Origin of the sequence: Kitasatospora griseola (assembly GCF_044999035.1) — a bacterium.
In the GTDB taxonomy this organism is placed as follows: Bacteria; Actinomycetota; Actinomycetes; order Streptomycetales; family Streptomycetaceae; genus Kitasatospora; species Kitasatospora griseola.
Genome location: NZ_CP173360.1, coordinates 2295999 through 2308984, shown reverse-complemented (window position 1 = coordinate 2308984; position 12986 = coordinate 2295999). Strand labels below are relative to the sequence as shown.

General features: G+C 72.1%; 13 protein-coding genes. 10 read left to right on the top strand and 3 right to left on the bottom strand.

Going from position 1 to position 12986, the window contains the following annotated elements; genetic code table 11:
• From ACI1MP_RS10555 to ACI1MP_RS10510, 10 genes are read left to right on the top strand one after another with little or no spacing between them, the layout of a single operon-like run.
• Window positions 1-2355, top strand: a complete 2355-nt coding sequence (locus ACI1MP_RS10555) for a pyridoxal phosphate-dependent decarboxylase family protein (RefSeq protein WP_404868500.1) — start codon at window positions 1-3, stop codon at window positions 2353-2355.
• Entirely contained in the window at window positions 2352-3221 is an 870-nt protein-coding gene (locus tag ACI1MP_RS10550) for a phosphotransferase family protein (RefSeq protein ID WP_404868499.1), read from the top strand. The genes ACI1MP_RS10555 and ACI1MP_RS10550 overlap by 4 nt, the downstream gene beginning before the upstream one ends.
• Window positions 3222-3224: 3 nt before the next feature.
• Window positions 3225-3731, top strand: a complete 507-nt coding sequence (locus tag ACI1MP_RS10545) for an NUDIX domain-containing protein (protein WP_404868498.1) — start codon at window positions 3225-3227, stop codon at window positions 3729-3731.
• A gap of 41 nt (window positions 3732-3772) precedes the next feature.
• On the top strand, window positions 3773-4792 hold the full coding sequence (locus ACI1MP_RS10540; RefSeq protein WP_404868497.1) for a monodechloroaminopyrrolnitrin synthase PrnB family protein: 1020 nt from the start codon (window positions 3773-3775) through the stop codon (window positions 4790-4792).
• Entirely contained in the window at window positions 4789-5895 is a 1107-nt protein-coding gene (locus ACI1MP_RS10535; RefSeq protein WP_404868496.1) for a hypothetical protein, read from the top strand. The genes ACI1MP_RS10540 and ACI1MP_RS10535 overlap by 4 nt, the downstream gene beginning before the upstream one ends.
• The gene (locus ACI1MP_RS10530) at window positions 5895-6539 is read left to right on the top strand and encodes a class I SAM-dependent methyltransferase (protein WP_404868495.1); all 645 of its coding nucleotides are present in this window, start codon (window positions 5895-5897) and stop codon (window positions 6537-6539) included. Before ACI1MP_RS10535 ends, ACI1MP_RS10530 begins: the two co-directional genes overlap by 1 nt.
• A 19-nt stretch (window positions 6540-6558) precedes the next feature.
• The gene (locus ACI1MP_RS10525; protein WP_404868494.1) at window positions 6559-7599 is read left to right on the top strand and encodes a hypothetical protein; all 1041 of its coding nucleotides are present in this window, start codon (window positions 6559-6561) and stop codon (window positions 7597-7599) included.
• The gene (locus tag ACI1MP_RS10520) at window positions 7586-8800 is read left to right on the top strand and encodes a hypothetical protein (RefSeq protein ID WP_404868493.1); all 1215 of its coding nucleotides are present in this window, start codon (window positions 7586-7588) and stop codon (window positions 8798-8800) included. The genes ACI1MP_RS10525 and ACI1MP_RS10520 overlap by 14 nt, the downstream gene beginning before the upstream one ends.
• The gene (locus ACI1MP_RS10515; protein WP_404868492.1) at window positions 8797-9552 is read left to right on the top strand and encodes a phosphotransferase family protein; all 756 of its coding nucleotides are present in this window, start codon (window positions 8797-8799) and stop codon (window positions 9550-9552) included. Before ACI1MP_RS10520 ends, ACI1MP_RS10515 begins: the two co-directional genes overlap by 4 nt.
• Before the next feature lie 21 nt (window positions 9553-9573).
• Complete coding sequence (locus ACI1MP_RS10510) at window positions 9574-10302, top strand: HAD family hydrolase (RefSeq protein ID WP_404868491.1); 729 nt, start codon at window positions 9574-9576, stop codon at window positions 10300-10302.
• A 393-nt stretch (window positions 10303-10695) separates the two neighbouring features.
• Here ACI1MP_RS10510 and ACI1MP_RS10505 read toward each other — a convergent pair whose 3' ends face one another.
• The 3 genes from ACI1MP_RS10505 to ACI1MP_RS10495 all read right to left on the bottom strand — a co-directional run bounded on the left by ACI1MP_RS10505 (window position 10696) and on the right by ACI1MP_RS10495 (window position 12975).
• Entirely contained in the window at window positions 10696-11292 is a 597-nt protein-coding gene (locus ACI1MP_RS10505; RefSeq protein WP_404868490.1) for a hypothetical protein, read from the bottom strand.
• Window positions 11293-11355: 63 nt separating this feature from the next.
• On the bottom strand, window positions 11356-12261 hold the full coding sequence (locus ACI1MP_RS10500; RefSeq protein WP_404868489.1) for a DUF5753 domain-containing protein: 906 nt from the start codon (window positions 12259-12261) through the stop codon (window positions 11356-11358).
• Between the two features lie 60 nt (window positions 12262-12321).
• Window positions 12322-12975 carry a 2'-5' RNA ligase family protein gene (locus ACI1MP_RS10495; protein WP_404868488.1) on the bottom strand — a complete coding sequence of 218 codons (654 nt, stop codon included), beginning with the start codon at window positions 12973-12975 and terminating at the stop codon, window positions 12322-12324.
• Window positions 12976-12986: the final 11 nt, after the last annotated feature.

The window sequence follows — 12986 nt, the reverse complement described above, 5'->3', positions numbered from 1 at the left end:
ATGGGCGATCTCGACACCGGCTGGGCCGTGCCCAGCGACTTCCCCGAAACCGGCTGGACCCCCGAGTCCATCGACCATCACCTGGCCCAGGCCCGCGCTGAGATACCGGCCTGGGACGACCCCCAGCAGACCAGGCTCGGCTTCGCCATGGCCGCCCCGCACCCGCAGGCCGTGCTCACACTGGGCGACTGGTCGGCGCTCAACACCAACAACGTCGGCGTCCACACCCGCTTCGGCGAGGGCAAGACCGGCACCCGCCGCCTGGAGAAGGAAGCCCTGGCCGTCCTCGCCGGCCTCTACCGGGCCGGAGCCCTGGACGGGCACCTGACCAGCGGCGCGAGCGAAGCCACCCTCGCCGCCCTGCGCATCGCCCGCAACCTGCTGCGAAGCGCGGGCCACCGGGTGCGCGTGATCACCTCGGACCTGTGCCACGCCTCCGTCGGCAAGGCCGCCGAGATCCTCGACCTGGAGCTCGTACGCCTGCCAGCCGGGCCCACCTGGACCCTGACCCTCGACCAGGTCCGCCAGGCCGCCGCCGACGCCATCGCCGACGGCGTCACCGGCATCATCGTCGTGGCGACCGCCGGGTACTACAACAGCGGCTTCGCCGACCCCGTCGACGCCATCGCCGCCCACCTGCGTGACCTCGCCTTCCAGCACCCCGACCGGGTCCGCTCCTTCCTGCATGTCGACGCCGCCCACGGCGGCTTCGTCTTCCCGTTCACCGCCCCCGACGTGCCCTTCGACTTCCGCAATCCCGGCGTGCACTCCATGGCCGTCGACCCGCACAAGGCCGGCCTCATGCCGTACGCCTGCGGCGCCCTCCTTGTCCGCAAGGGACTGGTCGAACACGTGACCCGGATCGACCCGCACACCCGTATCCCGGACGAGACCGTCCTCGGCTCACGCCCCGGCGCCACCGCGGCAGCCCTGTGGGCCGCCCTGCACACCCTGGGCCGCACCGGCTACACCACCGTCGCCACCCGCTGCCTGGAACACCGCGACCAGCTCGCCGCCGCCATCCAAGCGGCCGACCCCGACGCCCTCCTCGTGCCCGCCCCGAACGCTCCCGTCGTCTCGGCCGCCTTCAGCCACCCGGGCGGACAGCTGCCGCCCGAACTGTGTGAGCGCTACCGGCTCGTCCCCCTCACCCTGCCCGCCCCCGAGAAGGCTGGCGAACGGCGGCTCTTCTACCACTTCTACGCCTCCGCCTCCCTGACGGAACAGCAGATCGCCGTGTTCGCCGGACACCTGGCCGGCGCCACCGCGGCGGCCCGCACCGCAGGTCCCGCAGACGGGGCGGGTCGGAGCATCACCTCCGACGTGATCGCCGACACCCGCACCCACACCGACTGCTTCCGCCACTTCGTCGTCCACCCCGAGGGCCGGCGCGACCCCGACGTGCCGGGATACTCCTTCCACACCTTCACCCAACGGCGGGCCGCCGACGAGCAGATCCAAGACGCCCCCTTCGGGCAGGCGCGGGCCGGCGGCCCCCTGCGGGTCTACGCCCCCGACTTGAAGAACCCGTTCGCAAACGAGCTGTTCGGCGTGCGCACCGACCACTACTTCCTCGAAGTCCTCGACCGCCACCAGCAGCAGCTGTCCCTGGTCGGCGCGATCCACGCCACGATCCTGCTGCCCGGTACGTTGCGCGTCCTGCTGAACTTCGAGTCCGACGGCGCCTTCCGCTCCGCCGAGTACAAGGCCCTGGGCGAGCACGGCACCGACGAACTGCAGGTCTTCCCCGACGCGATCACCGCCAAGATCGGCAAGCACGCGGCGGGGTTTCGTCGTCCCCGCAGCGACGACTACTCCTTCTCCATCGACACCTCCGCCGAGATCACTGTCCGCCTCACCGACGGCGACGGCCCGCCCACAGTGGTTACCGCCCGGCACAACGCCGATGTGCTGCTGCCGCGCCGCCCGCACCTGCGCCGTGAGCAGTTCCGCCGCTTCCCCAACCGGTTCTTCGACGCCGAGGTGGACATCGAGGCCGGCCGTACCTGGACCGGTGCCGCCTACCTGCCCGAACTCCTCGCCCCCACCCCCGTCGGTACCGTGTTGGCGGCCCGCTCCGCCACCGCCGGGCTGTGCACCGTCGACGGCCGCCTCACCGACACCGGCCTGCACCTGGCGCTCACCCCTCTGGCCGAGCCCCGCACCGACGCCCTCGAGCTGGCCGCCACCTGGGACCTCGGCCAACGACTGCACGACGCTCTGCCCCGCCTGGACGTCCAGGACCCCGCCCTGCTCAGCATCGAGCAGGTCGTCGAGTTCGCCGAGAGCGTCCACGAGGTGTTCACCCGCGTCGGGCTGCCCTCCGGCCTCGCCATCGCGGGGGCCCGCCCGTGACCACACCCGTCCTCGACCACGCCGCCGCCAGCCGGCTCATCCCCGGCACTGGCACCCTCAGCGCCCGGCCGCTGCCCCAGGGCCGCTTCAACACCTGCTGGCACCTGGCCGGCTCCGGCCGCTCCTACCTCCTCAAGCTCAACCACACGGAGGGCGAACAGCATCTGCGGCGCCTGGCCGTCGCGATGACCGACGCCGCCGCGCGCGGAGTCGCCGTCCCCCGCGTCCTCGATGTCGGCCACGACCGGGACCTCGGCCCGTACCTGCTCCAGGAGTGGATCGAGGGCCAGACGTTCGCCGAAGCCCGCGAGGCCGGCGGGATCGCCCCGGACGTGTGGCCGGCGCTCGGCCGCCAGATCGCCCTCCTGCACACCGAGCCGATCCCCGGCGCCACGGCGTCACCGGATTCGCGCACCCGCCAGCTGTCCGACCTCCTCGCCCGCCTCGGCGAGCACGCGCTGATACCCGACGGCCTGGCAGAGGCCGCCCGCCTGCGCGGCAACCTGCTCGCCGAACGGCTATGCGACCACCCGTTGGTGAATACCCATCAGGATATTCACCCCGATAACATCCTCATCCGACCCGGCGGCCAGATCGCCCTGCTCGACTTCGACCACGCCACCGCGGCGGAGGACGCCAGCGACTTCGTCAAGATCGACCGCTGGTGCCTCACCTCACCCGAGGACCGCCGAGCGCTGCTGGACGTCTACTGGCAGCAGCGCGCCCAGCCGGTGGACCCGATGTTCGAGCAGCGCCTCGCCTTCCACCGCCTGGTCATCCACCTCTCGTACTTCCTGTACTGGCACGGCCGCGATCCCACCCAGATCCCCGGGTGCACAGCGGCCCTGCGAGACGAACTGGAGTGAGCCATGACCGCAACCCAGCCCACCACCACCCCGGCCCCCGCGCCGGTCGTCGGCCCCGGCGTCCAGGTCGTCGCAGCCCTGCTGCGGCGCGGCGACCAGATCGTCCTCGTCCAGGAACAGCGCGACGGCCAAGAGATGTGGTCCATCCCGGGCGGCGGGGTCGAGCGCGGCGAACTCCTCGGCGAGGCGCTCATCCGCGAGGTCCTCGAAGAGACCGGCCTGCGCCTGGCGGCGGTCGGCCCGCTGGCCTACCTCGTCAACACCACGACCACCCGCTACCCCTCCACGGTGGTCCTCACCTTCGACTGCACCGACTGGGACGGGGAGATCGCCGTCCACGACCCGGACGGCAAGGTCACCGGCGCGGTTCTGTTGCCGCTGGACGAAGCCAGGAAGGTCCTGGCCTCCTCCACCGCCTCCCGCCCCGAGATCGAACCCCTGCTGGACTACCTCGACGGCTCCGCAGCCGGCCGCGTGTGGTCCTACCGCGACGACCAGCCCGCCGACTGACCCTGCCCGGGGCAGCTCGCCCCGGGCCGCTGGGAGAACCCATGACGCTCACCCGCGACCTCGACTCGTCCATAGCCGCGCTCGACCCGCTCGGCGCCGACACGGTGATGCGGGCCCTTCCCCAGGCCAACATCGCGGCCGACACCACCTGGCTCCGCACCCGAGCGATGCGGCTCTCCCAGCACGCCACCCGGATCCGCGACGTCGCCCCCGCCCGGGCGGCGTTGCGGGACCTGGGCATGCTCACCGCCTCCCTCGCCCGCCACACCGGCCGGCCCGTCCCGCCCCGCAGCGTCGAGGCGGCCCTGCTCCACCTCGGCGCCGTCGCCGACGAGGTCCCCCGAGAGAGCGTCTACTCCTACGCCACCCGCAACCCCCGCGGGCCCCGGCGGCGCTCCTTCACCGACACCTCCGGCGAACACCTGTTCATCGACGAGGTCACCGCCGCCAGCCACGCCCTCGACGCCGCGATCCTCCACGGCTCCCACCTCGCAGATGCAGGCGACCAACACGCCGCCGACGTCCTCGCCGACCTCGTGCACCAGCGCCTCCAGGCATTCGCCGCCCACCTTCTGACCGTCAAGCGCAACCTGACGCCGCGGTACTTCACCGGCCAACTGCGGCCGTACTACCCGCCGCTGGACATCGCCGGGCACACCTACTACGCGCCCGGCGGCGCCCAGATGCCCCTGCTCGTCCTCGACGTCATGCTGCTGAGCCAAGCGGCCACCGGCGAACTCGCCGCCTGGTACGAGCAGTACCTCGACGACAACACCCTCTACCTCCCCCCACACCACCGCGCCCTCATCGAATTGGCGCGCCGCACGCCGGGACTCGCCCGCCTCGCCCAGCAGCACCCGCACCTGCGGCCCGCCACGGCCCTGCTGATCGGCGACCTGCTGCGGTTCCGACTCCCGCACCGCCAACTCGCCCGCGCCAACATGGCCGTGCGCGACGACGGCGCACTCGGCAGCGGCGGCTACACCGCCGACGCACTCGACCAGCTGCTGGCCGTCACCGAAAGCGCCCGCGCCCTCCTCAACCCCGGGAGCCCCGTGTGAGCACCGCCTCCGCCATCGACACCGACTTCCCGCCCTTCCCCCTCGGCGCGCAACGCTCCGCACTCGTCCACGACCTGGCCGCGCCGCCCGAGCCCGTCACCGCCGGGGTGCGGCTGGCTTACCCGAGCCGGATCAACGCCATGGCCCTGGACTCCAGCAAGATCGTCCCCGGCCAGGGCGCCTACCTCGCCGGCGAACTCCTCTTCGCCTGCGACCTCGTGCGCGACGTCGAGATCGACGTCGTCGAGGACGGCCCCGCCGTGCAGACCGCTCCCGACTGCGACCACCCCGTCCTGGCCCGGCACGCCGCCCTGCTGATGCGCTCGGCACTGGGCATCCGCGAACGCCTGCGCGTGCGGGTCACCGCCCCGGACCTGCCCGCCCACCTGGGCCTGGGGTCCAGCAGCGGCCAGATCGCAGCCGTGACCACCGCTGTCAACGAGCTCTACGGCCGCCCCGTCACGGCCCGGCGGCTCGTGAAGTTCCTGGCCCTCAACCACGGCGAGGAGATCGACGGCGAGGAACACCGCCTCCTGCCGGTCCAGTGCCTGGGCGGATCCGCCACCGCCGGCCTCATACCTGGCGCGGTCCAGGTCATCGCCGGAGCCCACGTGCCGCTCCTGCAAGCCGACCTGCCCGGGGACGTCCACATCGTGCTCGGCATGCCGAGCGACCCGGTGATCTGGGACGCGCGAGCCAGCCTCGCCGCCGAAGCCGTCCACTTCGACGCCTTCACCGCGACCGGCCGCACCTACGGCCCCGAGATCGCCTACCGGCTCCTGCACGACGCCTGGCCCGCCCTCACCGATGGCGACCTCCGACCGCTGGGCAGCCTGCTGTTCGACTACCGCTTCCGCATGGGAAGCCTCGCCAACTGCGCATTCTCCTACCCGAACCTGCTGGCCACCGGAGAGAAGGTCGAGCACATCTTCACCGACAGCCTCGCCGACGTCCTCACCCTCTCCTCGGTCGGCCCCACCTTCGCCGCCCTCACCCGCACTCCCGGCGCATGCGAGCAGGCGTTCGCCGACGCCGGCCTGAACACCCTGCGCTGCCGCCCCCTCAACACCGGCTACACCCTCAGCGCTCGGAAGGAGCGGTGATGCACGAACGCCCGGCCCGCACCGGTGCCTACTGGAACGACCAGGCCACCATCGCCACGTTCACCGCCCTCACCCCACCCGCCTACCTGGCCGACCTTCTCGCGGACCCCGCCCCCGACGGCGCATGGGCACTGGACGCGGGTTGCGGCGCGGGCCGCAACCTCCCCGCGCTCGCCGCAGCCGGCTACCGGGTCCTGGCCGTCGACCTGCACCCCGGAATGCTGGAACAGGCCCGCCACCGGTACAGCGGGCCCCGGATCAGCTTCGCCAAAGCGAACGTCACCAGCCTTCCGCTGGCCGACCGGCAGGCGCACCTCGTCCTCTGCCACGGCGTCCTGCACAACCTCCACCACCGCCAAGATCTCGCCGCCGCGCTGCGCGAACTGCACCGCGTCCTCGTGCCCGGCGGCACGCTCTCGCTGAACACCTTCACCGCCGCCCACCTCGACCCGTGCCTGAAGCCGCTCGGCGACGACGTGTACGCCCTGCCCAACGGCCAGCACATGACGCTCCTCGACCCCGCCGACCTGCTCGCCCTGATCCACGTCGCGGACCTGTCCCTGCGCGGGCAGGCCGTGCAGTACCTCAGCCCGGGTGATCCCGGGCAGCGCTCCGTGTGGCGCGCCACCCTCACCCGGCCGTAGCCGCGCGGAAGGAATCACCGTGCTCCTCGTTGCAGCCACCACCGACACTCCCACCGACCGGGACATCGCGTTCACCCAGCTCGCAGACCCCGCGCCCGGCCCGGCCCTCGTCCTCCCGGAATCCACACTGCGCGGCCTCGTGTGGCACCGGCCCGATGGCAGCCCGCAGCCGAAGGCCGCGCACGGATCAGTGCGTGTTCCGCTGTGGGCCTGCCACCTCGACGAAGCGAAGGGCGAGGCCGCCTTCTTCGCCACCGTGCAGTGGCGTTCGGACGCCGCCGTCCTGGCAGCCTTCCACCGCACCACGCCGCCCGCTGTTGATCCCGCCAGCGTCACTTCGTGGGCCGCCGAAGTCGTCCAGCAGAGCGCACTGGTCAACTTCCCCGTTCCCCGCCCCGGCCAGCGCTCCTCCGAAGGCCCGGAGGCGGAAGCGAAGATCACTCTCACCGGTCCGGTCAACCCGCTCGCCGTCGCCCGGCTCCTGCGCGACCACCTGCCGGCCACGGGTGTGCCGGTCTTCGGCCCCACCGTCCACCGACGGATCCTGCGCTCGGACATCTACCTGCCGCCCGGCGGCGGCCGGCGCGAGTACGCCGCGCTGACCCCTCGGCCCGACGGGACCTGGTGGGCCAAGACCAAGGCCCTCAAGGACGGCCGGCTCCACAAGAGCATCCGCCCCGCCGCGACCCGTGACGAGGCATTGGCCCTGGTCACCGAGACCCTCGGCCACCCGTGCCTCATCCACGCGGGCCGGCTCCACCGCACCACCTGGGATATCCCCACGCCGGCCGACCAGGATGGCCACTGGTCCACCGTCACCGTGGACACCACCACCCTGGCCCCGCACCCCGGCATCCTCCAGCAGGTCGAGATCGAATACGGGGCCTGCTTCACCGCTGACACCGCCACGGCCTCCGCCGCCCGTATCCAGCGGGCCGTGGCCGATGCCACCGATGCCGTGGCCGCCACCCTGACCGACCACCACATCCCGCACATCCGCAACGGCCAGAGCAAGGTCGAGCACTTCCTCACCGCCGGAGACGCCGATGCCCGCCACTGACCAGGCCATACCCGAGCTCGAAGCCCTCCTCGACGGCACCGTCGAGGCCACCGCCATCGACATCTGGTGCGGGGAGAGGACCACCGTCCAGCTCGGGGTCTTGAGCGTCGACGTGCTCGCGTCGAGCAGCGCGGCAACGGATTACGTACGGCGCCTGTTCGCCCCGGCCAGCTCCCTGTGGAACCCCAACCCCGCCAAGACCACCGGACCGACCGCCACGATGCGCTGCCTCGCCCTGCCGCCCGGCCGGGTCGCCGCACTCGCCGAGCGCGTCCGCCACCGGGCCGCCGGCTCCCCGGCCCCCGTGCTGATGCACGTCCACGCCCCCGCAGCCTGGCACCAACTTCCCGCCGGTCCGGTACTCCTGACCGATCCGGACGCCGACATCGCGCCCCAGGTCATCGTCCGTCACCCGGACGGCTACACCGTCATCACGTGCGACGACACCGACGCGACGATGAACGCCGCCCGGCACCTGCGGGAGATCGGCTACCGCCGGGCCGAAGACGACGGCTGGGTGTGCCTGCACGCCTCGGCCGCCACCCTCGACGGCCGAGGCATCCTCATCGTCGGAAACTCCGGCGCCGGCAAGTCCAGCCTCGCTCTCGCCCTGGCCGCAGCCCGGGGCGGCGCCTTCCTCTCCAACGACCGCACCATGATCACCACAGAGCCGGACGCCGCACCCAGGGCCGTCGCCATGCCCGGCCCCATCCGCCTCAACGGCGGCACCCTGCAAGCACTCGGCTTCGCGGGCGCCCGGCAGTGGGACCTCATCCGACCCAAGCCCGCGACGGACACCGACTGGCAGACCTTCCACGGCGCCAGTAAACTTCACATCCTCCCCGCCGAATGGAACGAACGCACCGGCACCCCGCTGACACCGGACGCGACCGTCGACCTCATCGTCTTCCCACAGATAGTCCAGGACACCGCGGAACTCCGCCTCCAGGCGGCACGATCCGGGCCTGCCCGGGAACTGCTGGCCGCCCAGTGCATGTCGCCGGGCGACGACGTCTACGTCCAGGACTGGCTCGGCATCCGCACCAGCACCCCCGATCGCCTGGCAGGCCACGGGGCCCGCGTCCTCGACACGCTGGCCGGCCGGCCAGCCCTGAGCCTGCGTCTTGGCACCCGCACCCCGTACGCCGCCGTCACCGCAGCCCTGCGTGCGGCCCTCGACGACCAGACGCTGCGGACATGAGCGGCACCGCGATCCCGCCGACCAACCGGCTCCTGCGACTACCCGGCGCGGTGATCAAGATCTACCGCGAACCCTGGCGCGCCCACACGGAGAAGGCCGCACTGCAACGGCTCGCCGAAGCACGGATACCAGCCCCGGCCGTTCTCGGGGCAGCCCGCATCCGAGGCCGCCGGCTCCTGGTCCTGCGCCGGCTGCAAGGATCGGCAACGGGAGTCGGGGAAGACGCGGCACGACACGTCATCACCTACCTGCAGACCGTCCACCAGCTCATCGGTCCCGGCTTCGGCCGGCTCAGCGACCCGTCCGCGGCGAGCTGGGGAGAGTACCTGCGCGGGCGCCTGGTCTCCTACCAGGACGCGCTTGCTCGTCACGGCTGCCACGAAGCCGCCAACATCGCCGAGGCACTCGCGCGGTCGCCCCTGCCCGAACCGGCCGCACCTCACCTCCTGCACAACGATCCCGAGCCCGGCAACTTCCTGATCAACAGCAGCGAGACCGCCGGCCTCGACTGGGAACTCGCCATCTACGGCGACCCCGGCCTCGACTACGCACGAACCGCCCACGCTCTCGGCATCCGCCCCGCCTGCCTGATCCGCATCCTCTCCGACCACGGCATCCCGCATTCCGAGGAGACCCTGGCCGCCTACCGGTCCGTTCATCTGCTCGGCCGCCTCATGTCCGCGGTCACCGCGACCCCGCCCGACCCTGCCGCCGCCCAGCGGCACACGCGCGACCTGACCACCAGCACCTGACGACACGACAGTGAGACCCACATGCAGGCACATCCCCGCCGCGACCGCACCAGCACACCAACCGACCGTGATCAGCCGGCCCAAGACACCGTGCGCGAGGCACTCCCAACCACCGCATTGCCGGACACCAACTGTCCCTCGCCAGGAACCTGCGACCACGGCGATCTGCCGTCAGACCTGGACCGCTACGAAGCGGTGCTCTTCGACTGGGACGGAACGCTTGTCGACAGCCACCCGCTCAACTTCCAGGGCCTGTCAGCCGCCTGCGCCCGCTGGGGTCTCACCATGGACGAGTCGTTCTACATGACCCACATAGGCACGTCCGGCGCGGAGCTGATCGACGAACTCGCCACAGCGGCCGGTACCGCGGTGCCGGTCGACGAGGTTGTCGCCCTCTGCCTGGAGATCATCCTCGGCGAGATCGCGGACTTGCGGACCTACAGGGCGGTGGTCCGGATCGCCGAGTCCCTGCACGGCCGAGTTCCCCTGGCCATCGCCTCGGGCGGCGCCCGCCGAGCCGTCCACGCCGGCCTCGACGCCACAGGCCTTCGCCCCCTGTTCGAGGACATCGTCACCGGCGAGGATGCCCCGCGGGGAAAGCCCGACCCGGGCCTGTTCCTCCTGGCAGCGAACCGCCTCGGCGTCGAACCCACACGCTGCCTGGTCTACGAAGACTCTCCCGAAGGCATGCAGGCGGCGCACGCCGCAGGCATGCGCGCCGTGGACGTCCGCTGCTTCCGCAGCAGCTGAGAAGATTTCCCGCTTCAGCTGCGTCCACGGGCTGACATGCGGCAGCATCGGACGGTCTGCCGGGCGAGGGAGAAACCGTGGTGCAGTGGGAGCCATGGGTGGTTCGCCACCTCTACAGCGTCGTCGAGCCCGACCCCCGGTTCAAAACGTACCTGAGCGCGATGCAGGACAAGCTGGGCCGAGCCCGGGAGGCTCGGCTCAGTGGATCTCCACGGTTCACGAGTGGAAAATCCGTACGACGGACGACATCGTCTCCGCGCTGAAGAACTCCGAGCCCGGCGAGATGCTCATCGTGGATCTCCACGGTGCTGCGTCCGGGGACGGCGCCCGGCTCGGCCCGCACTCGGATGCGCCGTCGGTCGCGGCGAGGACCTGGGCGACGTCCCCGAGCGGTCAGGACGCGGTGCGCGCCTGGTAGCCGGCTTCCGGCACGGCCTCGGCCACCCAGTAGCCACCCACTTCGTTGATCCAGGCCATCTGCTCGTCGCGCAACTCGCGCAGGAGCTGCCGGTGCTGGTCGTCGAACCCGGCGCCGTCGGCGAGGCGGCGGCGGTAGAGGGCGGCCTGCGGCCAGGACTCGACGAGCGTCGCCAGGCGGGTGTCGGTGAACACGTCCACCGAGCCGTCGCGGCCGAGCACCACGACGGGGCTGTCGCCCAGGACGGCGGCCTCCACCCTCTCGCCGCGAGCGGGCACGATCGACACCGTCGCGGCCGGCGACGCGCCCGGCGACAGCCCGTACGCCCGGGTGATCTCGGCGATGGCGTCGTGCAGGATCTCGGCCAACTCCGCGCCGGTGCCCGTCGTGAGGCGGTCGATCAGCAGGCGGCCGAGGGTGTCGGCGTACCAGCCGCCTCGCGGCGTGTCGTCGTTGACGGTGGAGACTCCGTCCAGGACGACGACGGCGTCACCGGAGGGGGTGGCGAGGATGCGGTCCTCGCTGGGCCGATCGTCGTGGCCGGCGCGCTCGCCGGCCAGGACGGAGAACACAGCAGGAGTGGTTCTGGGCAGGGTCCTTGCGGGTTGGGGGTGTCGGGTCCGGCGGGGCGGGGGTCAGGTGTTGATGAGGGCTGCGGTGATGAGGGCGCGGGCGTCGTCGCCGTAGACCGCGGACTCGGCGAGCCGGGCGTGGGCGCGGTGGAAGAGCGGGACGCGGTGGTCGGTGATCGTCTCACCGCCCCGGTAGCCCTCGACCTCGACGCGGTTGTTGTCGAAGATCCCGAAGCCGTCGCCGGGGTAGACGGCGAGGCGCGCGCGGGCGGGGATGACGCCGAGGACCAGACCGGGCACCGACAGCGCGTCCAGCAGGTGTTCGAGCTGGGGACGCATCACGGCGGCGCCGCCGATGCCGGTGAGCAGTGCCTGCTCGCCCAGCAGGACGTGGTAGGTCCGTCCGTCCCGGCCGAGGTACTGGGCGCGGGCGACGCGTTCGGCGGCACCGGCCTCGATGTCGCGCGGGATCTCGTGGAGGTCGACGACCAGGCGCAGGACCTCGGTGGCGTAGTCACGGGTCTGGAGGTTGCCCCAGATCAGGTCGGGGCTGTAGCCGCGGTAGTGGTGGGTCTGCGCTACGAGTGTGCGGAAGGCGGCCTGGGTCGGGCCGGTGCCCTGCTTGAGCAGCGCGGGCCAGGCGGTGCCGGGATGGGTGGGGTTGGACATGTTCTCCTCCACGTGGGTGTGGTCGTCGGGTGGTCCGACCGGGCGGGTGTCGTCCGACGGGATCGGGTGTCGGCGGGGAGTCAGGTGCCGGGTCCGTGTCCGGCTACCTGGTGGTGGCCGAGGCGGTCGGGGCCGGGGTGGAGCCTGCGGGGCGGCCGGGGTGACGGCGCCGGAGCCGCAGCTGCCCGCCAGCCAGAGGCCGGCCGCCAGCCCGGCGATCGTGCACACAAATGTCTTGTTGCGCTCCCACCAGCCCGCCTCGGCGGTCTCCGGCACGGCGATCAGGTACTTGACGTCCATGGATCCTTCGATTGAGTTCGTACTGTCGTGGTTGGCCGCCCGGGGCGGGCCGGCGTTCGGCTACGCGTCGGCGGCGGTGAGGGGGATGGCCGCGATGTCCTCCCAGGTCAGCTCCCACGCGGTGCGTCCGTCGGGGCGCGGCTGCTGGCACCACAGGGCGTCGACCAAGCGGACCTCGGTGAACGCGACGGGGACGTGGCTGGGGGAGATCCGGCGCAGTGTGCTCTGGAGGGTGTCGGAGTCGGCGGTGGCGTGGGCGTAGCCGAGGGAGATGTGGGGTCGGCCGCCGCGGTGCCGGAGTGCGTCCGGTCCGCGGGTCTCGGTGATGGCGGCGCGGACGCGCCGGCGGAGGTCGTCGAAGCGGTGGTCGGGGTGCAGGTCGAGGTAGCTGCCGGCGGAGTTGGCGACGGGGCTGCCGGCGGTGGCCCGGATGGGTGCGGTGCCGGCGAGGTGGCGGTGCAGGGCGTCGGTGAGGGTCTGGCGTTCGGCGGGCGTGATCGTGTCGCTGGTGGTGTCGGCGATCATCTCGACGGTGCTGTGGAGGTAGGTGGTCATCGGGGTGATCGGGTGGTCGGCCATCGCCTGGTGGCACTGGGCGACGAGCTGGGCCAGCTCGGGGTTCAGGTCCAGGTCGGGCACCAGGTAGGCGTGCAGTGCGCGCGCGCCTTCGGCGGGCCAGTTGGAGCCCTGGAATTGGGGGGTGAACGGCTTCAAGGTGTTCTCCT